The 21,872-nt window shown below is 70.7% G+C and carries 23 protein-coding genes; 10 read left to right on the forward strand and 13 right to left on the reverse strand.

Going from position 1 to position 21,872, the window contains the following annotated elements; translation table 11 throughout:
• Positions 1 to 4: 4 nt before the first annotated feature.
• Positions 5 to 1,084: a type III polyketide synthase gene (locus tag ACXJKD_RS17720; RefSeq protein WP_457256071.1), complete on the reverse strand. Its 1,080-nt coding sequence runs from the start codon at positions 1,082 to 1,084 to the stop codon at positions 5 to 7.
• Positions 1,085 to 1,172: 88 nt separating this feature from the next.
• Here ACXJKD_RS17720 and ACXJKD_RS17725 point away from each other — a divergent pair, with 88 nt between their 5' ends.
• Complete coding sequence (locus tag ACXJKD_RS17725) at positions 1,173 to 2,000, forward strand: UbiA family prenyltransferase (RefSeq protein WP_457256073.1); 828 nt, start codon at positions 1,173 to 1,175, stop codon at positions 1,998 to 2,000.
• 9 nt (positions 2,001 to 2,009) lie between these two features.
• On the opposite strand, the gene ACXJKD_RS17730 is transcribed toward ACXJKD_RS17725, so the two are convergent.
• The 4 genes from ACXJKD_RS17730 to ACXJKD_RS17745 all read right to left on the reverse strand — a co-directional run bounded on the left by ACXJKD_RS17730 (position 2,010) and on the right by ACXJKD_RS17745 (position 4,768).
• A complete protein-coding gene (locus ACXJKD_RS17730) occupies positions 2,010 to 2,195 on the reverse strand; it encodes a hypothetical protein (protein ID WP_457256074.1) in 186 nt (61 codons plus the stop codon).
• Positions 2,196 to 2,225: 30 nt separating this feature from the next.
• On the reverse strand, positions 2,226 to 3,230 hold the full coding sequence (locus ACXJKD_RS17735) for a hypothetical protein (RefSeq protein ID WP_457256076.1): 1,005 nt from the start codon (positions 3,228 to 3,230) through the stop codon (positions 2,226 to 2,228).
• 73 nt (positions 3,231 to 3,303) lie between these two features.
• Positions 3,304 to 3,759, reverse strand: a complete 456-nt coding sequence (locus tag ACXJKD_RS17740; RefSeq protein ID WP_457256077.1) for a VOC family protein — start codon at positions 3,757 to 3,759, stop codon at positions 3,304 to 3,306.
• A gap of 25 nt (positions 3,760 to 3,784) precedes the next feature.
• A complete protein-coding gene (locus ACXJKD_RS17745) occupies positions 3,785 to 4,768 on the reverse strand; it encodes a helix-turn-helix transcriptional regulator (protein WP_457256079.1) in 984 nt (327 codons plus the stop codon).
• A gap of 100 nt (positions 4,769 to 4,868) precedes the next feature.
• Between ACXJKD_RS17745 and ACXJKD_RS17750 the strand changes: the two genes are divergently transcribed.
• A complete protein-coding gene (locus ACXJKD_RS17750) occupies positions 4,869 to 6,440 on the forward strand; it encodes an MFS transporter (RefSeq protein ID WP_457256081.1) in 1,572 nt (523 codons plus the stop codon).
• Positions 6,441 to 6,562: 122 nt separating this feature from the next.
• Here the strand turns inward: ACXJKD_RS17750 and ACXJKD_RS17755 are convergent, their stop codons facing one another.
• The 6 genes from ACXJKD_RS17755 to ACXJKD_RS17780 form a co-directional block, all read right to left on the reverse strand.
• A complete protein-coding gene (locus tag ACXJKD_RS17755) occupies positions 6,563 to 6,919 on the reverse strand; it encodes a fluoride efflux transporter FluC (RefSeq protein WP_457256082.1) in 357 nt (118 codons plus the stop codon).
• 58 nt (positions 6,920 to 6,977) lie between these two features.
• On the reverse strand, positions 6,978 to 7,388 hold the full coding sequence (locus ACXJKD_RS17760) for a fluoride efflux transporter FluC (RefSeq protein WP_457256084.1): 411 nt from the start codon (positions 7,386 to 7,388) through the stop codon (positions 6,978 to 6,980).
• Positions 7,388 to 8,617: a pyridoxal phosphate-dependent aminotransferase gene (locus ACXJKD_RS17765; RefSeq protein ID WP_457256086.1), complete on the reverse strand. Its 1,230-nt coding sequence runs from the start codon at positions 8,615 to 8,617 to the stop codon at positions 7,388 to 7,390. The genes ACXJKD_RS17760 and ACXJKD_RS17765 overlap by 1 nt, the downstream gene beginning before the upstream one ends.
• 4 nt (positions 8,618 to 8,621) lie before the next feature.
• Positions 8,622 to 9,233, reverse strand: coding sequence for a hypothetical protein (locus tag ACXJKD_RS17770; protein WP_457256087.1), 612 nt, complete (start codon positions 9,231 to 9,233; stop codon positions 8,622 to 8,624).
• Between the two features lie 72 nt (positions 9,234 to 9,305).
• Complete coding sequence (locus ACXJKD_RS17775) at positions 9,306 to 10,778, reverse strand: DHA2 family efflux MFS transporter permease subunit (RefSeq protein ID WP_457256088.1); 1,473 nt, start codon at positions 10,776 to 10,778, stop codon at positions 9,306 to 9,308.
• On the reverse strand, positions 10,757 to 11,323 hold the full coding sequence (locus tag ACXJKD_RS17780) for a PadR family transcriptional regulator (protein ID WP_457256090.1): 567 nt from the start codon (positions 11,321 to 11,323) through the stop codon (positions 10,757 to 10,759). Before ACXJKD_RS17780 ends, ACXJKD_RS17775 begins: the two co-directional genes overlap by 22 nt.
• A 224-nt stretch (positions 11,324 to 11,547) precedes the next feature.
• Here ACXJKD_RS17780 and ACXJKD_RS17785 point away from each other — a divergent pair, with 224 nt between their 5' ends.
• Complete coding sequence (locus ACXJKD_RS17785; protein ID WP_457256091.1) at positions 11,548 to 11,994, forward strand: MarR family winged helix-turn-helix transcriptional regulator; 447 nt, start codon at positions 11,548 to 11,550, stop codon at positions 11,992 to 11,994.
• Positions 11,995 to 12,082: 88 nt separating this feature from the next.
• The gene (locus ACXJKD_RS17790) at positions 12,083 to 12,910 is read left to right on the forward strand and encodes an SDR family oxidoreductase (protein ID WP_457256092.1); all 828 of its coding nucleotides are present in this window, start codon (positions 12,083 to 12,085) and stop codon (positions 12,908 to 12,910) included.
• A gap of 29 nt (positions 12,911 to 12,939) precedes the next feature.
• On the opposite strand, the gene ACXJKD_RS17795 is transcribed toward ACXJKD_RS17790, so the two are convergent.
• On the reverse strand, positions 12,940 to 14,577 hold the full coding sequence (locus ACXJKD_RS17795; protein WP_457256093.1) for an ABC-F family ATP-binding cassette domain-containing protein: 1,638 nt from the start codon (positions 14,575 to 14,577) through the stop codon (positions 12,940 to 12,942).
• Between the two features lie 112 nt (positions 14,578 to 14,689).
• On the opposite strand from ACXJKD_RS17795, the gene ACXJKD_RS17800 reads away from it, so the two are divergent.
• From ACXJKD_RS17800 to pntB, 6 genes are all read left to right on the forward strand, one after another.
• Positions 14,690 to 16,309 (forward strand): AMP-binding protein, encoded by a 1,620-nt coding sequence (locus ACXJKD_RS17800; RefSeq protein WP_457256094.1) that lies wholly within the window; start codon positions 14,690 to 14,692, stop codon positions 16,307 to 16,309.
• Positions 16,310 to 16,454: 145 nt separating this feature from the next.
• Positions 16,455 to 17,024 (forward strand): hypothetical protein, encoded by a 570-nt coding sequence (locus ACXJKD_RS17805; protein WP_457256096.1) that lies wholly within the window; start codon positions 16,455 to 16,457, stop codon positions 17,022 to 17,024.
• Between the two features lie 80 nt (positions 17,025 to 17,104).
• On the forward strand, positions 17,105 to 18,082 hold the full coding sequence (locus tag ACXJKD_RS17810; protein WP_457256098.1) for a pirin family protein: 978 nt from the start codon (positions 17,105 to 17,107) through the stop codon (positions 18,080 to 18,082).
• Between the two features lie 94 nt (positions 18,083 to 18,176).
• Positions 18,177 to 18,329 carry a hypothetical protein gene (locus tag ACXJKD_RS17815; protein WP_457256099.1) on the forward strand — a complete coding sequence of 51 codons (153 nt, stop codon included), beginning with the start codon at positions 18,177 to 18,179 and terminating at the stop codon, positions 18,327 to 18,329.
• Between the two features lie 134 nt (positions 18,330 to 18,463).
• A complete protein-coding gene (locus tag ACXJKD_RS17820) occupies positions 18,464 to 19,996 on the forward strand; it encodes a Re/Si-specific NAD(P)(+) transhydrogenase subunit alpha (protein WP_457256101.1) in 1,533 nt (510 codons plus the stop codon).
• A gap of 6 nt (positions 19,997 to 20,002) precedes the next feature.
• A complete protein-coding gene (pntB, locus tag ACXJKD_RS17825; protein ID WP_457256102.1) occupies positions 20,003 to 21,400 on the forward strand; it encodes a Re/Si-specific NAD(P)(+) transhydrogenase subunit beta in 1,398 nt (465 codons plus the stop codon).
• Here pntB and ACXJKD_RS17830 read toward each other — a convergent pair.
• A complete protein-coding gene (locus ACXJKD_RS17830) occupies positions 21,387 to 21,830 on the reverse strand; it encodes a VOC family protein (protein WP_457256104.1) in 444 nt (147 codons plus the stop codon). The genes pntB and ACXJKD_RS17830 overlap by 14 nt on opposite strands.
• Between the last annotated feature and the right edge of the window lie 42 nt (positions 21,831 to 21,872).

A 21,872-nucleotide genomic window follows, 5' to 3' on the forward strand; every position in this document is an offset into this window, starting at 1 on the left:
GCCGTCAGCCCGCCGCTCGGAGCAACACCATCTCGAGGCAGAACCCCGGACCCATGGCCATCAGGACGCCGTACGACCCGGGACTCGGGGGCCGGTCGCGCAGGGTATCGGCGAGGACGTGCAGCACCGAGGCCGACGACAGGTTGCCGATCCGGTCGAGGGAGTCCCACGTCACGCCGAGCGCGTCCCGCGACACCTCGAGCGCGTCGGCCATCGCCTCCAGCACCTTGGGGCCGCCGGGGTGGGCGACCCAGAAGCCGATGTCGGCGCGGCTGAGGCCCTGCTCCTCGAGGAAGCCGTCGACGTCCTCGCCGAGGTTGGCCCGCACCAGCTCGGGCACCTCGACGCCGAGGACGATCCGCAGGCCGGAGGCGCCGACGTCCCAGCCCATGGCGCGCTCGCTGTCGGGGTACATCCGGCTCCGGGTCGCCAGCACCCGCAGGTCGTGGCCACTGTCCGGACCGAGCTCGGCCGCCTTGTCGGCGCCCACGATCACCACGGCGGCCGCCCCGTCACCGAACAGCCCACTGGCGACGAGGTTGGCGGTCGAGGTGTCGTCGCGCTGGACGGTCAGGCTGCAGAGCTCGGCGGAGAGGAGGACGGCGACGTCGCCGGGGTGGCCGAGCAGGTGGTCGTGGATGCGGGCGACGCCTGCGGCCCCGGCGACACAGCCGAGGCCCACGATCGGCACCCGCTTCACGTCAGGGCGCAGGCCGATGCGGGCGGCGATCCGGGCCTCCAGCGACGGGACTGCCAGCCCCGTCACCGTCGTCGAGACGATGAGGTCGACGTCGGTGGGGGTGAGGCCGACCGCCTTGAGGGCGTCGACCACGGCCTCGGCCCCGAGGTCCACCGCGACCGCGATGAACTCGTCGTTGGCCTCCCCGAAGTCGCGCAACGCGGCATACCGCTCCAGCGGGAGCGCGAGGTGACGGTGGCTCACACCGGCGTTCGCGTGGATCCGCTCCAGCAACAGCCGGTCGACCCCGTGCGCTCCGAGGACGGTCGCGAAGGCGGCGGTCACCTCACCCTGGGCGTAGCGGTGCTCGGGCAGGACCCCGGCGACGGACACGATGCGGCTCACGAGGAGAGCGTAGGCACACCGGCGGCGGTCCTGCCTCGGCAGGGCCGAACAGGGGCCGGTCCGGGACCGACCCGCCTAGGGTTGGCCCGTGCCCAGCGAGCCGGTGTCCGCGTCGTCGACGTCGCGCACAGCGCTGGTCCGGGCCTGCCACCCCGGTCCGACGCTCGCTGTCACGGTGCTCGTGGCACTGCTCTCGGTGGCCCTCGGCCTCGACGTGGCGACCGGAATCCTGGTCACCGCGGCCGTCTTCACCGGCCAGCTGACGATCGGGTGGTCGAACGACCTCATCGACGCGGCGCGCGACCGGGCCGTCGCCCGCCACGACAAACCGCTGGCTCGCGGCGAGCTCTCGGAGGCGCTGGTGCGCAAGGCGATCGGCGTCGCCGGCGCTTCGTGCATCGTGCTCTCGCTCGCGTGCGGCTGGCGTTCGGCCGCAGTGCACCTGCTGCTCGGGGTCGCGAGCGGCTGGGCCTACAACCTAGGCTTCAAGCGCACCGCCTGGTCAGCGTTGCCGTATGCCGTGGCGTTCGGTGCGCTGCCCGCCGTGGTCTCCCTCGCGGCTCCGGACCGGGCCTGGCCGCCGGTCTGGATGATGGTCACCGGCGCGGTGCTCGGGGTCGGCGCGCACCTGCTCAACGCGCTGCCCGACCTGGCGGACGACGACGCCACAGGGGTTCGCGGACTTCCGCAGCGGCTCGGCGCCGGGCGGGTGCGAGTGCTGGCGCCGGCGGTGCTGCTGGGTGGGTCGGTCGTGGCGACGTTCGGGCCCGGCGGCGCGGTGCCTCCCGGGGCGTGGGCCGGCCTGGCGGCGTGCGTGGTGCTGGCCCTGGTCGCCGTGCTGGGCCGCGGGAAGGGTCCCTTCGTCGCGGCCATCGGCATCGCCCTGGTCGACGTGGCGGTGCTCGTCCTGCGTTGACGGTGGGCGTCAGCGCCTTCGGCGTGCGCCGAGCGCGACGACGATCCCGATCAAGGCGACGAAGGGGCCGATGACGGCCCAGATCGCGACGCCGCTCATGCCGCTGCCGCCCAAGATGTCGAGACCCTGCAGGGTCCACAGGAGGCCGACCAGGAAGAGCAGGATGCCGAAGCCGAGCGCTACGCGAGGGTTCACGTCGCGAGCCTATGCCTGGCGCGGCCGGGCTCAGTTGCTCCGGTCCGCCGCGAGGTGGGCGCGGAGGGCGACGTAGACCTTGCGGACCCCGATCGCCCGCTGCAGGTCGTCCTGGATCCGGGTGAAGAACTCGCGGCGGTAGTTCTGGTCGATGACGGCCTGCACGGTGAAGTAGAGGCCCGCGAACGCCGACAGGAAGATCGCGACCGAGAACAGCTCGTCACTGACCAGGTGGAACGGTCCGGTGTAGCGCGGCTCCGAGCCCACCCAGGCCTCGATCACGCTGGGGCGGATGGCGATCGAGCCGAAGATGACGAAGAAGCCGAACACGATCAGCACCAAGGACAGCATCTGGATCGCCTGGGCGATGAAGAGCATGAGCATGAGGTTGCGGCGCTGCAGCGGGGGGAGCCGGATGCCGGCCACCTCGGTGGCGAGGTGCGGCTCGGCGAGGATCTCGCGGGCGGCCGACGCCACCGGGGTGCCGACGCACGTCGCCGCAAGCATCTCGCCCTCGACCTCGGCGCCGACCCGCTCGATCTCGCTGCGGAACGACGGCGCGAGGAAGGCGACCGCGAGCAGGGCGAAGATCCCCACGCAGACCCACAGCAACGGGCGGGGCAGTGCCGACGACACCTGCCAGACCTCGGTGTTGATGAAGAGGAAGGTGATGAACAGCAGTAGGAACGGCAGGGCTCGCGTCGCGAGCGGACCGATCAGCGACCGGTTCTCCCAGGCATGGGCCAGTGCCCAGCGGCCGATCCGCCCCACCCGGAACACCCTGACCGCCCGCCCCAGTGCGACGACCGTCGCGGTCAGCAGCCCGGCTGCGACCGCCTCGCCGACCCCGGCGTCGAGGTTGAGGGCGACGACCGTCACGAGCACGGCTGGCACCGCGGCGAGCACGGCCCAGAGGCCGACGATGCGCGGCACGAGGGCCCGCTGGATGGCCTCGTGGCCCGCCTCGACGAAGTACGGCAACCCGTGGGAGTCGAACCAGGCCTCGCACTTGGCGACGTCGTTCGTGGTGAGCACGACGTCAGCCTCTCAGGTGTCGGCGGCGAGGCCGAATCACCACGCAGCAGGGTCTCGTCACACGATGCACCTGTCACACCACACAGAATTCGTTGCCCTCGGGATCCCGCAGCGTGACCGCGTAGTAGTCCGCGCCCTCGGGGGCGTTGCGGTAGGCGATGCTCGCGCCGAGGGCGACCAGGCGCTCGACCTCGGCGTCCACGCTGGCCCGCCGGGCGGCATACGGCATCGCCTCGCGACCCGGCGTGTGCCTGACGTCGACGTGCAGCCGGTTCTTGACCGACTTGGGCTCCGGCACCTCCTGGAACCAGATGCGCGGTCGCAGGCCCTCGGGGTCGACGATCGCGCCGCTGCCCTGCTCGGCGCCCACGAGCTCTTCCTCGGGTATGCCGCCCGCTCGCCAGTAGTCGAGCCACGAGTCCCAGCCGGCCGGGGCCGGCTCGGGCACGTAACCAAGCGCCGCACACCAGAACCGTACGAGTCGGGAGGTGTCGGCGCAGTCGACGGTGAGGTGCCAGTTCGCGGTCATGCGGGCAGTCTCGCACCGGGGTGCGTCAGCCGGTCGGCCCTGCGGCGGCTGCCTCGCTGAAGCGCGCGGACCACAGGCGCAACACCTCGAGCACCTCAGGCGTGGCCTCCTCGAGCGTGAACGGCGCATCGACGACCCCGAGCCCGAACGCCGCCCACCCCGGGTGCACCGCATCCATCTCCAGCAGGCAGGACGTGTCGTCGATCGGGGTGACCCGCGCCCACCGACCTGTGCGGCGCTCGACCTGCTCGGACGGAGCGTGGACCCGGGCACGCACAACCACGCGGGTTTCGTTGCGGGACAAGCCCTTTCGCACGTATGCCGCGGCGTCACCTCCCGGCACCTCGCGCGCTCGGAAGCGGGCCCGGGTGCCGAACGGCTCGCTGAGGCGGTCGAGCCGGAACGAGCGCCAGTCCTGGCGGTCGAGGTCGTAGGCCAGGAGGTACCAGCGGCGCCCGACGGTGACGAGCCGGTGTGGCTCGACGTGGCGCCGCACGGCCTCGCCGGCACCCTGACCGCCACGCGCCAGGTAGGTGAAGCGGATCCGCTCTGTGTCCCTCGTGGCCTGGGCCACCGCGGCCAGGACGTCGGCGTGCACGGCCGGAGCCTCGGAGAACGGGGAGTCGTCCGTGACCGCGCGCAGCGCCTCGGCCCGCCGGCGCAGCTTGGGTGGCAGCACCTGGACGACCTTCGACAGGGCGCTGACCGACGCCTCCGACAGTGCGCCCGCGGTGAGCTGGGCTGCTCCGTTGAGCGCCACGACCATCGCGATCGCCTCGTCCTCGTCGACGGTCAGCGGTGGCATCGTCGCGCCGGCGCCGAGCTGGTATCCGCCCTCGATCCCGCGGACCGAGTCGACGGGATAGCCGAGCTCGCGCAGCCGCTCGACGTCGCGACGCAGCGTGCGTTCGGACACCTCGAGCCGGCCGGCGAGCTCCGGCCCGGCCCAGAACCGATGGGTCTGGAGGAGCGAGAGCAGTCGCAGGGTGCGGGAGCTGGTGTTGGCCATGACGTCAGGATGCCCGAGATAGCGGACAGAAAGTGGCCGGATGTCTCCCTAGCGTCGGAGGTGACAGGAAATCCACGACAGGCGAAGTCAGGAGAAGGACATGACCACGACCCTCGAGCTCCCCCGCGACGGTGAGCCCACGGCATACCCGCCGGCCGACAGCCGGGCAGGCACGGCCGTTGAGGTCGCGACGCAGCCCGAGACCCAGGCGGTGGCGCGTGGCGCCCTCCCGGTGGGCCGGGCGCGGACGATCGCGCTGCTCAGCCTGTTCCTCGCGTCCACGATGGAGCTGCTCGACACGACCATCGTCAACGTCGCGCTCCCGACCATCGAGTCCGGGCTCCAGGCCAGCGCCGCCCAGCTGCAGTGGATGGTGGCGGCCTACCCGCTGGCGTTCGCGGTCGCCCTCATCACCGGGTCGCGGCTCGGCGACCTCTGGGGGCGCAAGCGGGTCTTCCTCGGCGGGCTGGTCGGCTTCACCCTCATGTCGGCGGCTTGCGGCTTCGCGCCGAACGCCGAGTCGCTGGTCGGCTTCCGCGCCCTCCAGGGCATCGCTGCGGCCGCGATGATCCCGCAGGTGCTGTCGAGCCTCCAGGTGATGTACGCGCCGCACGAGCGGGCCAAGGCGATGGGGCTCTTCACGGGGCTGGCGGGGCTGTCAGCTGTCCTCGGGCCGGTCATCGGTGCAGTCCTGACCGAGGCCGACCTGGGTGGGCTGGGGTGGCGCTCGATCTTCCTCGTGAACGTGCCGTTCGGTGCGCTGGCGATCGTGGCCGCGCTGCGGTGGGTGCCGGAATCCATTGCCACGCAACGCCCGCGCATCGACCTGCGTGGTGTGAGTGTGCTCGCCGTCGGCCTGCTCGCGGTGCTCTACCCGCTCACCATGGGTCGCGAGCTGGGTTGGCCGACGTGGGTGTATGCCGCGATGGCTGCCGGTGTCGTCGTGCTCGGCTTCTTCGCCCGCTCGCAGGTCCGGGCCGAGCGGGCGGGTCGCGAGCCGCTGGTGGCGCTCAGCCTCTACCGGGGACGGGGTTTTGCTGCCGGGTCGGCGATGAACTCGTTGCTGTTCATGGCGATGGCCTCCTACTTCCTGTGCCAGACGATCTACCTCCAGGCGGGTCTCGGCTGGTCGGTGCTCAAGGCGGGGCTCGCGGGTGTGCCGTTCGCGCTCACGACGACCGTCTTCGCGGGGGTCGGGGTGGCGGTGCTGGCGCCGAAGATCGGTCGACGGGTGCTGCAGATCGGCGCGCTGACCTGGGCTGCCGGTGCGGTCATCCTCGGGGTGACGGTGCACGGGGCCGACGCCTCCACCTCGGTGTGGACGTTCCTGCCGGGCTTCGTCGTCGCGGGTGCCGGGTTCGGGCTGATGGTTTCGCCCATCGGTGTCTTCACGCTGGCGGACGTGCCGGTCGACAAGGCTGGTTCGGCGTCAGGGCTGTTCAGCACGACTGGTCAGCTGTCGGGTGCGGCCGGGGTCGCGGTGCTGGGGTCGCTGTTCTTCTCGGTCGTCGACGCCCACGGCTCGGCGTCGCCCGTACAGATGGTTGTGCCGGTCGAGGTGTTCCGCCCCGCCATGGAGGTGGCGCTCGCGGTGCTCGTCGGACTCATGCTGGTGGCGGCGGTCGTCGCCCGGCAGCTGCCGGCGATGCCGAGCCAGCCTGAGGACGACTGAGCCGCCTCGCTTCACCCCAGAAGGTTGACCTCCACCCCGAAACCGTTCCGGGGTGGAGGTCAACTTTGTCCCCAGACCCGATAAAGGTGGTGAAGGTGAGGGGGTGGCGACGGGTGCTCGGGTCAGGACGTGAGGGCGTAGCCGAGCCAGAGGGCGGGCAGGCCCAGGCCCAGGGTGAGGGCGAGGTTGGCGACGAACGGCTTCCACGCCCGCTCCTCCAGGAACACCCACGTCTCGAAGGCCAGCGTGGAGAACGTCGTCAGCGCGCCGCAGAAACCGATGCCCACCAACGGCATGAGCCACTCCGGCGGGTGAGGCACTCCCGCCACCAGCCCGAGGACGAACGACCCCACGACGTTCACGACCAGCGTGCCGAGGATGGTGCCGGCACGGGTGTGGTCGCGCGCCCACCGGTCGACGACGAACCGCAGCGGCGCCCCGACGGCTGCGCCCACCAGCACCAGCAGGGCGCCCGTCATCGGAGTGCCCGGGCGGCGCTAACTCGCCTTTTGCATGGGATAGCGACGGGCGGGGTGGTCATGGTCGCCGCCCGAACAAGCGCTCACCGAGGGTGATCCCCAGCGCCACCGCCACCAGGCCGACCAGGAGCGAACCCACGAGGTATGCCGCCGCGACCAGCCCGTGCCCCGCCTGGACCATCGCGTGGATGTCGAGGGCGTAGGACGAGAAGGTCGTCCAGCCGCCCAAGACCCCCACGCCGAGGAACGGCCGCAGCCACGGATGCGGCCGCGCCATCGAGAGCACCCACACGACGAGCACCCCCATCGCGAGCGACCCCGTGACGTTGACGAGGAACGTCGACCACGCGAACGCCCCGGAGACGTGGGGCAGCGCCAGCCCCACGGCATACCGACCGAGGGAGCCCAGCACCCCACCCGCGGCGACGGCCGCGAGCAGCCAGGAGTCGCCCCGCCGCACGACGTCCATCAGGCGCGCTTGGTCTCCAGGAAGTCCGCGATCCGCCCGATGGCCTCGGTGAGCACCTCGATGTCGGGGAGGGTCACGAGGCGGAAGTGGTCGGGTTCGAACCAGTTGAAGCCGGTGCCGTGCGTAACCAGGATCTTCTTGGTGCGCAACAGGTCGATGACGAACGCCTGGTCGTCCTCGATCGCGTAGACCTCGGGGTCGAGCCGCGGGAAGCAGTAGAGGGCGCCGTGGGGTTCGACGCAGGAGACGCCCGGGATCTCGTTGAGCAGCCGCCACGCCGTCTTGCTCTGCTCGTAGAACCGGCCGCCGGGGTGGATGTACTCCTCGATCGACTGGTAGCCGCCGAGCGCGGTCTGGATCGCGTGCTGCCCGGGGACGTTGGCGCACATGCGCATGTTGGCCAGCAGGGTCAGGCCCTCGAGGAAGTCGGCGGCCAGCTCCTTCGGCCCCGACACCATCACCCAGCCGGCGCGGTAGCCGCAGACCCGGTAGGCCTTGGACAGCCCGCTGAAGGTCAGGCAGAGGACGTCGTCACCGGCGAACGTGGCGGTGTGGTGGTGCACCGGGTGGTTGACCTCGTCGGCGAACAGGATCTTCTCGTAGATCTCGTCGGACATCAGGACGAGGTTGTGGCGGCGGGCGATGTCGGCCATGCCCTTGACGACCTCGTCGCTGTAGACCGCCCCCGTCGGGTTGTTCGGGTTGATGACCACCAGGGCGTGGGTGTTCTCGGTGATCTTGGACTCGATGTCGGCGAGGTCCGGGTTCCAGCCGTTCGACTCGTCGCAGCGGTAGTGGACCGGCGTCCCTCCGGCCAGGGTGACGGCCCCGGTCCAGAGCGGGTAGTCCGGCGCCGGGACGAGGATCTCGTTGCCGTCGTCGACGAAGGCGGTGAGGACCATCGAGATCAGCTCGGAGACGCCGTTGCCGATGTAGATGTCGTCGACGTGCGTGTCGGTCAGCCCGCGCGACTGGTAGTAGTGCGCGACGGCGGTGCGGGCGGAGTAGATGCCGCGGGAGTCGCTGTAGCCCTGCGAGTTCGGCAGGTGGTGGACCATGTCCTGGAGGATCGCCTGGGGCGCCTCGAACCCGAACGGGGCGGGGTTGCCGATGTTGAGCTTGAGGATCTTGTGCCCCTCGGCCTCGAGCCGCTGGGCCTCCTCGAGGATCGGCCCACGCACGTCGTAACGGACCTGGTGGAGCTTGCGGGACTGCGTGATTCGGCGCACGGGTTCAGTCTCCCAGCAACTCGACCGTCGTCACGACGGTGGTCACCGATGGGCGAGTCGGCGTCGAGCTGAACCCGAACCGGCACGGCGGGTCGACGTCGGCCAGCCGTCCCAACGGCACCCCACGCCACGCGCCGCCGAGACTCGTCAGCGAGTGCAGGTCGGTCGCGCCGTACCACTCGCGTCGCCCCTCCAGCGCGGTCCCACGGGTGCGGACCCCCCGCATCAGGATCCGCGCGACCGGGTCGATCACGGCGGCCCAGGCCGGCGCCGCGGCGAGCCTGCGCGGCACCGCGCGCAGGACCCAGCCGAGCGGCATACGCGGTCCGAGGTGCAGGTATGCCGCGAGGTGACCTTCGACGTGCACGTCCCAGCCGTCGCGGGTCACCCCCACCGACACCGGCGTCGTGCAGACCTCGTCGAACTCATAGGTCTGCTGGACGAACTCGGCCACCTCGTCGGTCGGGGCGAGCAGGGTCCGGTGACCCGAGGCGTCCTCGACCATGACATCGGCGAAGGCGCCCAAGGGTGAGTCAGTCCATCGCCCCACGACGAAGCGCACGCCGCTGGTCGATCCGACTCCGGCGATGGCGCCCGTGAAACGAAGTTGCTGCACGGGTGCCAGCCTGACAGGTGTGGGTGGTCGGTGGGTCGTCGGTGGGTCGTCAGTCCACCGGAGGTGCTTCGGTCAGTGCGTGGGCTTGGTGAAGCAGAGTGCTGCGACGACACCGATCAGGAGGACTGCGGCCGGGAGCAGCAACGTCTGCGACATCGCCGTGGCGAAGCCGTCCGCGATCTGGGGTGGGAGCTTCACCCCGGAGGTCCGCTGCGACATGTCCTGCGGCACCCCGGGGAGGTTGGCCGTGAGCCGTGCCTCGATGAGCGCGGCGATGGCGGCGCTGCCGAGGACGGCCCCGACCTGGCGGGTGGTGTTGTAGATGCCCGAGCCCGCGCCGGCCGACGACAGCGGCAGGTTGCGGGTCGCGGTCGCGGCGAGCGGCGCCCACATGAACGCGTTCGCGACTCCCATGAGGGCCATCGGGAGCAGGAGCGCCCAGGTCTTGCTCTCGACCGTGGTCACCCGGCTCAGCCAGAACAGCGAACCCGAGCAGAGCGCCAACCCGAAGGCCGTGATGGTCCGCGGGTGGATGCGGTCGGTCAGCTTGCCGGCGACCGGCGCCAGGGCGCCGGACAGCACCGCCATCGGGACCAGCAGCAGGGCGGAGTGGGTCGGCGTCATGCCTCGCACGACCTGGGCATAGAGCATGAAGGGGAAGGCCATGCCGGTGATGGAGAAACCGACCGCGCTGATCGCGATGTTGGACAGCGAGAAGTTGCGGTCGCGGAAGAGGCCCAGCGGCACGAGCGGCTCGGTGCGGATCCTGCTCTGCCAGAAGATGAACAGCCCGAAGATGAGCAGACCGGCGATGATGAGCAGCGGCACCGAGATGACGCCGGTGATCTGGCCCCAGTCGTAGGTCTCGCCCTCCTGGATGCCGAACACCAGCAGGAACATCCCGATCGCCGACAGCGCCACCCCGACCCAGTCAAAGGTGTGGCTGTGCGTCTCGAGCCTGGGCACCAGGCGCATCGCCAGCACGAACGCGATGATGCCGATCGGCACGTTGATGAAGAAGATCCACTCCCAACCCGGGCCGTCGACCAGCAGACCACCCAGCAGCGGGCCCACGAGGATCGCGACGCCGGCGGTGGCGCCCCAGAGCGACATCGCCTGGCCTCTTGAGGCGGCCGGGAAGGTGCGCGTGATGACGGCCATCGTCTGCGGCGTCATCATCGACGCACCGAGACCCTGCACGACGCGGGCGATGATCAGCATCTCGATGCTGCCGGTCAGCCCACACCACAGCGAGGCGACCGTGAACAGCGTGAGCCCGGTGAGGTAGACGTTCTTCGGCCCGATCCGGTCGCCGAGCCGCCCCGTGATCAGCAACGGCACGGCATACGCGAGCAGGTAGGCGGAGGTGACCCAGATGACCGCGTTCACGTCGGAGTCGAGGCCCTGCATGATCGCCGGCGTCGCCACCGACACGATCGTGGAGTCGACGAGGATCATGAAGAAGCCGATCACCATGGCCCACAGGGCAGGCCAGGGGCGGTAGTCGGCGGGGAGGTCGGTCCTCACGGTGGTGGGTGCGGCCATGGCAGGTCGCCTTTCTCGAGTCGGGTGATGAAGCCGTTGATCCAGTCCTGCTGGGCCACGGTCATGTGGCGGATGTAGCTGGCGGTGATCCAGTACGCCTCGGCCACCTCACGGGCCCTGGCCTTGTCGACGAGGCAGTCGATGTCGGACAGCTCGCGCTCGATGACCGCGAGGTGGTCCCGCAGGTCGGCGCACACGGCGCTGGCCGGGGCGTGGTGCGCCTCGGCCAGGGCGAGGGCGAAGGTGGGGAACTCGTTGACCGGCTCGCGCAGGATCTCGCGGATGCGGGAGACCAGGGCAGTGCGGCCGGTGGCGGTGATGGCGTAGGTGGTGCGTTCGGGGCGGTTGCCCTCCCGGCCCGTGCCGGTCGCCTCGGCCATCCCGTCTGCGGTCAGCCGGTCGACGGTGCGGTAGAGCGACCCGGGGGTCACCCGGACGATGCGGTCCTCGTGGCGCTCCAGCAGCAGCTGGTACATCTCGTAGGGGTGCATCGAGCGCTCGTTGAGCAGGGCGAGCGCGGAGATGGCGAGTGGGCTGAGCGTCATGCGGTGCCGATCTCCTTTCGCTGGTGCCCGGCGAGCGGTGGTTCCTCGCGGTGCCGAAGTGTTCCAGCTGAAATATTCCACGCGGAATATACGATGGTCCGTCCCGGTCGTCAATCCGCCGGCTGCTGGCGATCGCGATCGGGCCGCCCCGGGCTCGCGCCCCCCGCGCCCGCCCCCTGAGCATCCATGCGCCGGTTCGTGACGCAGGACATAGGCTCCCCTGCATGGCGTCCACGTCGGACCTCGGCGAACTCGAGGTCGAGCTCACCCGGTTGCTCCGGCGTGCCCGCAGTGCGCAGCAGCGCACCGCCGCCGAGGTGCACCCCGACCTCGACTCCGCGGGGTATGCCGTGCTCGTCGCCGTGCGCGAGATGGCCGCCTCCGGCGGCGGCGCCCGCGGGGGTGACATCTCCGACGTGCTGGGCCTGCACAAGTCGACGACCAGCCGGAACCTGACGACCCTCGAGGAGCTGGGGCTCGTCGAGCGGATCCCCGACCCGGCCGATGCGCGGGCCCGTCAGGTGCGGCTCACCACGGCGGGCTCCGAGGCGCTCGACCGCACCGTCGCCGGCCGCAAGGAACGGCTGCGCGCCCGGCTGGGTGACTGGGATGCCAAGGACGTCACCGAACTGGCCCGGCTGCTGCGCCTGCTCAACGACACCGCCCCCTGATCCTCCGAACAACGGGACAGGGCCGCGTGACGAGGGCCACGGACGTCAGCGGTTCCCGGGCTACCGATCGGTAACTAGGCTCGCGGCCATGACGACGCTCTCCGGCAAGACCATCATCATGTCCGGCGGCAGCAGGGGCATCGGCCTGGCCATCGCCGTCCGCGCCGCCCGCGACGGAGCCAATGTCGCGCTGATCGCGAAGACGGACCAGCCCGACCCGCGCCTGGCCGGGACCATCCACACCGCGGCCGAGGCCATCGAGGCAGCTGGTGGCCACGCCCTCCCGATTGTCGGCGACGTGCGCGACGACGACCTCCTGCTGGCGGCGGTGGAGAAGACGGCGGCCCAGTTCGGCGGGATCGACATCGTCGTCAACAACGCCAGCGTCCTCAACCTCAGCCCGACCGCGCAGCTCGAGCCCAAGCGCTACGACCTCATGCAGGACATCAACGTCCGGGGCACCTTCATGCTGACGAGGGCGGCGATCCCGCACCTGCTGGCGAGCCCCGACCCGAAGGTCCTCACCCTGTCCCCGCCGATCAACCTGGACCCGCGCTGGTTCGCCGGCCACCCGGCATACACGATGGCGAAGTACGGGATGACGCTCGCGGCCCTCGGCTTCGCGCACGAGCTCGGGCAGAAGGGCGTGTCCTCGACCTGCCTGTGGCCCGCGACCCTCGTGGCGACCGACGCGATCGGCAACCTCCCCGGCGGCGACCAGATGGTCAAGGTCAGCCGCAAGCCGGAGATCGTGGCGGACGCCGCCTACGAGGTGCTCACCACCGACGGCCAGGGCCTCAACGGCCAGACGGTCATCGACGAGGACCTGCTGCGGGCCCGCGGGGTGGCCGACTTCGCTGCCTACTCGATGACGGGCAAGGACGAGGGGCTGGCCCCCGACATCTTCCTGAGCTGAGCCAGCGCGGGGTATGCCGCGTCGCTCGCCTAGAGCTCTCGGAGCCGGCCTGCCTCGACGTGCCAGCGACGGGTGGCCTGCACGTCGGCGAGCATCCGGCGGTCGTGCGTCACGAGGAGCACCGTGCCGCCGAACGAGTCGAGGGCCTGCTCGAGCTGTTCGATCGCCGGCAGGTCGAGGTGGTTGGTGGGCTCGTCGAGGACCAGCAGGTTGACCTCGCGCGCCTGGAGCAGGGCCAGGGCGGCGCGGGTGCGCTCGCCGGGGGAGAGCGAGTCGGCCGGGCGGTGCACGTGCTCGGCGCCGAGCCCGAACTTGGCCAGCAGGGTGCGGACCTCGGCGTCCGGCCAGGCGGGGAGGGCGTCGCCGAACGCCCGCGCGAGCGTCTGCGGGCCGAGGAACAACCCGCGCGCCTGGTCTACCTCGCCCACCCGCACCGAGGAGCCGAGCCCGGCCGTCCCCTCGTCGACCGGCACGGTGCCGAGCAGCATGCCCAGCAGGGTGGTCTTGCCGGAGCCGTTCGCGCCGGTGACGACGATCCGGTCGGCCCAGTCGACCTGCACGTCGACCGGCCCGAGGGTGAAGTCGCCGCGACGGACCACAGCCCCCGCGGCTGACGCCACGACGGTTCCGGACCGCGGGGCCGCGGCGATGGTCATCCGCAGCTCCCACTCCTTGCGCGGCTCGTCGACCTCCTCGAGCCGCTCGATCATCCGCTCGGTCTGCCGCGCCTTGGCCGCCTGCTTCTCGGCCGACTCGGCGCGGAACGCGGGGACGAACTTGTCGTTGTCGGTCTTCTTGCGCCGGGCATTGCGGACGCCCACCGTCATCCAGTTCCGTTGCGTGACCGCGCGTTGCTCGAGCCGCGTGCGGGTGTCGGCGTACTCCTCGAAGGCCTCGCGGGCATGCCGCCTCGCCACCTCGCGCTCGGCCAGGTAGCTGTCGTAGCCGCCCTCGTAGACCGCCACCTGCTGCTGGGCGAGGTCGAGCTCGACGATGCGAGTCACGGTGCGCGCCAAGAACTCCCGGTCGTGGCTGATGATGACGGCCGGGCTGCGCAGCCCCGCCACGAACTGCTCGAGCCGGTCGAGGCCGTCGAGGTCGAGGTCGTTGGTCGGCTCGTCGAGGAGCAGCACGTCGTAGCGCGAGAGCAGCAGCGCCGCGAGCCCGGCCCGCGCAGCCTGGCCCCCCGACAGCGAGGTCATCGGCGTCTCGAGGCCGACCCCGAGCCCCAGCCCGGCCAGGGTCGCGGCGGCCCGTTCCTCGAGGTCGGCGCCACCCAGCGCGAGCCACGACTCGAGCGCCACGGCATACCGGTCGTCGGCGCCGGGGCCGCCCTCCCCGAGGGCGTGGGCGGCGTCGTCCAGCTCCGTGCCGGCGGCGCGCACACCGGTGCGGCGGGCGATGAACCCGGCCACGGTCTCGCCCGCGCGGCGCTCGGGCTCCTGCGGCAGGTGCCCGACCGAGGCAGTCGGCGGGCTCACCGTGACGGTGCCCTGCTCGGGCTCCAGCTCAGCGGCCAGCAGCCGCAGCAGCGTGGACTTGCCGGCGCCGTTGGCCCCGACCAGCCCCACGACGTCGCCGGCGCCGACGACGAGGTCGAGCCCCGAGAAGAGTGCCCTGGCACCGTGGCCGGCGGCGAGGTCGGTGGCCTTGAGGGTTGCGCTCATGTCGGGGGCGACGCTACCCGTCGGTGACCGCTCGCCGACACGGGGTTTCCGTTCGCGGACCTGTCCCTTCGCGGGGTTGTGGGATAGCGGTGTGCGCGGTGGGATGAAAGACATGACAACGCTGTCGCACACCGCCGGTGAGACCGACGTCCCGCTGCTCGAGCAGACCATCCCCGACAACCTCGACGCGACCGTCGCCGCCTTTGGTGAGCGCGAAGCCCTGGTCGACGTCGCGCAGGGGATCCGCTGGACGTATGCCGAGTTCGGCGCCGAGGTGGGTCGGCTCGCCCGGGCGCTGCTCGCCTCCGGGATCACCAAGGGGGAGCGGGTCGGCATCTGGGCGCCGAACTGCGCGCAGTGGACGGTGGTGCAGTACGCGACCGCCAAGATCGGCGCGATCCTCGTCAACATCAACCCGAGCTACCGCACCCACGAGCTCGAGTTCGTCCTGAAGCAGGCCGGGATCTCAGCGGTCTTCCTCGCCGAGTCGTTCAAGACCAGCGACTACGTCGCGATGCTCGACGAGGTGCGGCCGAGCTGCCCGGGCGTGCGGGACTCCTACGTCTTCGGGCAGGACTCCTGGGACGCACTGCTCGGGCGGGCCGAGGAGGTCACCGCCGAGCAGGTGGCCGAGGTGCAGGCCGGGCTCGACCCCCACGACGCGATCAACATCCAGTACACGTCGGGCACCACGGGCTTCCCCAAGGGGGCCACCCTCAGCCACCGCAACATCCTCAACAACGGCTACTTCGTCGGCGAGCTCTGCCGCTACACCGAGGCCGACCGGGTCTGCATCCCGGTGCCGTTCTACCACTGCTTCGGCATGGTGATGGGCAACCTCGCGTGCACCACCCACGGGGCCACGATGGTCATCCCCGCACCGGGTTTCGATCCGGCCGCGACCCTCAAGGCAACCGCCGACGAGCGGTGCACCTCGCTCTACGGCGTGCCCACGATGTTCATCGCGGAATGGTCGCTCCCGGACTTCGCGGCATACGACCTGTCCTCGGTGCGGACCGGCATCATGGCCGGATCACCTTGTCCGGCAACGATGATGACCAAGCTGATCGACGCCGGGATCACTGAGGTGACGATCGCGTACGGGATGACCGAGACCTCGCCGGTGTCGACCCAGAACCGCACGGACGACACCTTCGAGCAGAAGGTCGGCACGGTCGGCCGGGTGGGTCCGCACCTGGAGATCAAGGTGGTCGACCCGGTGACGGGCGAGACCCTGCCGCGCGGCGACGCGGGGGAGTTCTGCACCAAGGGCTACTCGGTGATGCTCGGCTACTGGGAGCAGCAGGACAAGACCGACGAGGTGCTGGTCGACGGCTGGATGCACACCGGTGACATCGCGGTGATGGACGACGACGGCTACGTGCAGATCACCGGCCGGATCAAGGACATGGTGATCCGGGGCGGGGAGAACATCTACCCCCGCGAGATCGAGGAGTTCCTCTACACCCACCCCGACATCCTCGACGCCCAGGTGATCGGGGTCCCGGACGAGAAGTATGGCGAGGAGCTCTGCGCGTGGATCCGGATGAAGGACGGTGCTGAGCCGCTCGACGCCGCGGCGGTCCGGGCCTTCGCGACCGGCAAGCTCGCGCACTACAAGATCCCGCGCTACGTCACCATCGTCGACGAGTTCCCGATGACCGTGACCGGCAAGGTGCGCAAGGTCGAAATGCGGGAGAAGACGGTCGCCGACCTTGGCCTCGCGACCTGATCCGACGCCCTGGCCGATTTCCCGGACGGATATCTCGACCCCCTCTGACCTGCGCAAATGTCGCCCCCGCCGGGTGGACGCAGCCGCAGGTCTGCCCTAGGTTGCGAGAGCCGGAGACCCCGTTCCGGCCCAACCTGGAGGGCTCATGAAACCCGTCATCTGGATCATCCTCATCATCGCGGTGCTCGCCGCCATCGGACTGTTCGCCATGCTCAGCCGGAGCCGACGGCTCGAAGCACATCGAGGTGAGGCCGCCGACCTGCGCGCTGAAGCCGACGTGCACGAGCGCGAGCGGCGCGAGCGTGACGCAGCAGCGGCGGAGGCCAAGGCGCAGGCCGACATGGCCCGTGCCGAGGCCGAGGAGCAGCAGGCTCGTGCCGCCCAGCTCGAGTCCGAGGCGCAGCGGCGGGCGGAGGACGCCGCCCAGGCCGGCGAGCAGCGCGACGAGCACCTGCGGCGGGCCGACGAGCGTGACCCGGACGTCGATGTCGTCGAGGCTGACGGTCGCACGCTCGACGTGGACGGCGAGACGAGCGACCGGCGCGAGACGGAGCACCGACCCGAGATGGAGGACCGACCCGAGTCGGACGACCGGCCGACGGACGACCGGCTGACGGACGACCGGCTGACGGAGGACCGACCCGAGTCGGAGGGCCGGCGCCTGACGGACGACCGCGACCCGGACCCCGTCGACGAGCGGCCTCGTCAGGTCTGACCCGAGTCGTGTGCCTGAGGCGTGGCTGCAGGGCACCGTTCTAGGGGATAGTTGAAATTCGAACTAGATCGGGAGTGACCATGCCTGCTGTCTCCGTCGCCGACCTCACCGTCCTGCCGCGGGTGCCTGCCGTGGCCCCGGCCGCGGTGCAGCGCAAGGTCCGCTCCGTGACGAGTGCGCCCAGCGGCTTCGAGGGCGAGGGCTTCCCGGTGAAGCGCGCCTTCGCCGGCGTCGACCTGCGCGACCTCGACCCGTTCATCCACCTGGACGAGATGGGCGCCGTCGAGTACGCGCCCGGTGAGCCCAAGGGCACGCCGTGGCACCCGCACCGCGGCTTCGAGACGGTGACCTACATCATCGACGGCATCTTCGACCACCAGGACTCGTTCGGCGGCGGTGGCACGATCACCGACGGCGACACCCAGTGGATGACCGCGGGGTCGGGGATCCTGCACATCGAGGCCCCGCCTGAGCACCTGGTCGTCAGCGGCGGCCTGTTCCACGGGTTCCAGCTCTGGGTGAACCTGCCGAAGGTCGACAAGCTCAAGGCGCCGGCCTACCAGGACCTGCGCTCCAGCGAGGTGGGCCTGCTCACCTCGGCCGACGGCGGTTCGCTGGTGCGCGTCATCGCCGGTGAGGTGGGTGGCGTGGCGGGCCCCGGCTCGACCCACACCCCGATGGCCATGGTCCACGCGACCGTCGCCCCCGGTGGCGAGCTGACGCTGCCGTGGCGCCGCGACTTCAACGCCCTCGTCTACGTCATGAGCGGCGACGGCTTCGTGGGGCCCGACCAGACCCCGGTCGGTCCCGGCCAGCTGGCCGTGTTCGGTCCCGGCGATGCCCTCCAGCTCTCCTCGGCGCGCACCCAGCAGGAGCGGTATGCCGCGGGCCTCGACGTCGTCGTCCTCGGCGGCCTCCCCATCCGTGAGCCGGTCGCCTGGGCCGGCCCGTTCGTCATGAACACCGAGGCCGAGGTCCGCAAGGCGTTCGAGGACTACCAGGCCGGCCGCCTCGGCCAGCCGGTGCCGCACGGCGACGTCGGCGGCGCCTCCGCCTGACGCGGTCGCCCGGCTGACCTGGTCGTCGCCCGCCAGATTGACCTGTCGTCCGCAGTTACGATACGCTCCGTAGCGTATTGAAAGGAGCGGAACCATGAGCCGTCACGCTGCCCGCAAGTACCCCCACGACTACCTGCACGAGAACCGCCCGTACGCCGAGACCCAGTCCGACATCGGCGGGGGCCTGTTCCTCGGAGCGATCACCCTGATCGTCCTGATGACCCTGATCGTGGTCGGCCTCGTCTGACCGCACCCCGCACCACCGCGCGCGTCGTCCACCCAGTGGACGGCGCGCGCGACTGTCCTCACATTGCCGCGCCATTGCGGCGGCGCACCCCCTAGGTTTGGCGACGTCACGGCCTGCCAGCGACGGGAGCAAGAGTGCGCATCGGAGTTCCAGCAGAGTCCAAGTCGGGTGAGACCCGGGTCGCCGCCACGCCCAAGACCGTGGGCCAGCTGATCGGCCTCGGCTACGAGGTGGTGGTCGAGCGGGCTGCCGGAGCGCGGTCTTCCTTCTCCGACGACGCGTATGCCGCGGCCGGCGCCTCGGTGGTCGACGGCCCCGCCGCGTGGGCGAGCGATGTCGTGCTCAAGGTGAACGCCCCGAGCGATGCGGAGATCGGCCACCTGCGGGCCGGGTCGCTGCTCGCCTCGTTGGTCTCGCCCGCACTCAACCCCGACCTGGTCGAGAAGCTCACTGCGGCCGGGGTCACGGCGCTCGCGATGGACGCGGTGCCCCGCATCTCGCGGGCGCAGTCGCTGGACGTGCTGTCGTCGATGGCCAACATCGGCGGCTACCGCGCCGTGATCGAGGCGGCCCACGAGTTCGGCTCGCTCTTCACCGGACAGGTGACCGCGGCCGGCAAGGTCCCGCCGGCGAAGGTGCTCGTCGTCGGCGCGGGCGTGGCCGGGCTCGCGGCGATCGGCACGGCCAGCAGCCTCGGCGCGATCGTGCGGGCCTTCGACGCCCGGTCGGAGGTCGGCGAGCAGGTCGAGTCGATGGGTGCGGAGTTCCTGCGGATCGAGGTCGAGGACGAGGGCCCATCGGCCACCGGCTACGCCAAGGAGATGGGCGAGGACTTCAACCGCAAGGCCGCCGAGCTCTACGCCGAGCAGGCCAAGGACGTCGACATCGTCATCACCACGGCACTGATCCCCGGCAAGCCCGCCCCGCGGTTGTTCACCGAGGAGATGGTCGCGTCGATGAAGGCCGGCTCGGTGGTCGTGGACCTCGCCGCCGCCAACGGCGGCAACGTCGCGGGCACCGTGGCCGACGAGGTCGTCACGACCGCGAACGGCGTCAAGCTGATCGGCTACACCGACCTGCCCGGTCGGCTGCCCACCCAGGCCAGCCAGCTCTTCGGCACCAACCTGGTCAACCTGCTCAAGCTGCTCACCCCTGGCAAGGACGGCCGGGTCGTCCTCGACCTCGACGACGTCGTGCAGCGCGGCATGACCGTCTGTCGCGACGGCGAGACGCTGTGGCCACCCCCGCCGGTGCAGGTCAGCGCGGCCCCCGGGGCTGCGGCCAAGGCGGCGCCCGAGCCCAAGGCCCCGAAGCCACCACCGGACCCTCGACGCAGGTACGCCGTGATGGCCCTGGCCGCGGTTGTCTTCGGCGTCGTCGCGGCGAACTCGCCCGCGGTGTTCCTCGGCCACTTCACGGTGTTCGCGCTTGCGGTGATCGTCGGCTTCTACGTCATCTCCAACGTCGCCCACGCCCTGCACACCCCGCTGATGGCCGAGACCAACGCGATCAGCGGCATCATCCTCGTCGGCGGGGTCCTGCAGCTCGGTAGCTCCAACGCGGTGATCCAGGTCCTCGCGTTCGCCGCCACGTTGGTGGCCAGCATCAACATCTTCGGAGGGTTCGCCGTGACCGGCCGGATGCTCCAGATGTTCCGGAAGGACTGAACCGGTATGAGCGGCAACGTCACCACCAACCTCGTCCAGGCGGCATACATCATCGCCGCGGTGCTCTTCGTGCTCTCCCTCGCGGGGCTCTCGAAGCACGAGAAGGCCAAGGAGGGCAACGCCTTCGGCGTCGCCGGCATGGTGCTCGCCCTCGGCGCCACGATCTGGCTGTCGGTCGACCGGGCCGAGCACGCCGTGCTGACCTTCGCCCTCATCGCCGCCGCCATGGCGATCGGTGCCGTGATCGGGCTGTGGCGCGCCCGGGTCGTCGAGATGACCCAGATGCCCGAGCTCGTCGCGATGCTGCACAGCTTCGTCGGTCTCGCCGCGGTGCTGGTCGGCTACAGCTCCTACCTGGAGTCGACCGACGCCGGCACCGACGACAAGCTCCACCTCGTCGAGGTCTTCATCGGCGTCTTCATCGGCGCCGTGACGTTCACCGGGTCGATCGTCGCGTTCCTCAAGCTCAGCGCACGGATCAAGTCCTCGCCGCTGATGCTCCCCGCCCGGCACTGGCTCAACCTCGCGGCGCTGGTCGTCTCGGCGGGTCTGCTGATCTGGTTCGTGCAGTCGCACTCGGTGGTCCCGCTGCTGCTGATGACGGTGGTGGCGCTGGCGTTCGGCTGGCACCTGGTCGCCTCCATCGGCGGCGGCGACATGCCGGTCGTCGTGTCGATGCTCAACAGCTACTCCGGGTGGGCCGCTGCCGCGGCGGGCTTCATGCTCGGCAACGACCTGCTCATCGTCACCGGCGCCCTCGTCGGGTCCTCCGGTGCGATCCTGTCCTACATCATGTGCAAGGCGATGAACCGGTCGTTCTTCTCAGTGATCGCAGGCGGATTCGGCCAAGAGGTGTCGGTCAGCGACGACACCGACTACGGCGAGCACCGCGAGACCATCGCCGCCGACGTGGCCGAGCTGCTGCGCGACGCCTCGACGGTCGTCATCACCCCGGGCTACGGGATGGCCGTCGCGCAGGCGCAGTACCCGGTCGCCGAGCTCACCAGCCAGCTGCGCAAGAAGGGCGTCAACGTCAGGTTCGGCATCCACCCCGTCGCCGGCCGACTGCCCGGCCACATGAACGTCCTGCTCGCCGAGGCCAAGGTGCCGTACGACATCGTCCTGGAGATGGACGAGATCAACGGCGACCTGGCCCACACCGACGTCGTCCTCGTGATCGGGGCCAACGACACCGTCAACCCGTCCGCCGCCGAGGACCCCACCAGCCCGATTGCCGGCATGCCGGTCCTCGAGGTCTGGAAGGCCCGCAACGTCGTCGTCTTCAAACGGTCGATGGCGACCGGCTATGCGGGAGTGCAGAACCCGTTGTTCTTCAAGGAGAACAGCCAGATGCTCTTCGGCGACGCCAAAGAACGCGTCGAGGACATCATCAAGGCCTTGTGACCTCCGGCGGGGGGTGGCCCTGGTCGGCGACGACGCAGAACTCGTTGCCCTCCGGGTCGGCCATCACCTGCCACCAGCTGTCGATCGCCTCCAGCAGGTCGGTCACGGGCTCGCCAATCCGCCTGCCGCCCAACGCTTCCAGCCGTTCGACCAAGGCCGGCACGCCCAGCTCCAGTGGGGGGTGGACGTCGACGTGCATGCGGTTCTTGCCGGCCTTCTCCTCCGGCACCCGCTGCAGGATGAACACCGGCCCCGGCCGCTCACCTTCGCGGGGTCGCAGCACCTCGAACTCGGGCAGCGAGAACACCGCGTCGTAGCCGAGCGCCGCCGACCAGAACGGCACGAGCAGGGTCAGGTCACGTCCGTCGAGGACCACCGAGAGTCGCATGGCTCCCACGATGCCGTATGCCGCGTGGTGACCACGCGGCATACGGGCAGGTCTGTCTGGCTCGGCCCCCGACAGGAGGCGCGC

The organism is Pedococcus sp. P5_B7 (assembly GCF_054049895.1).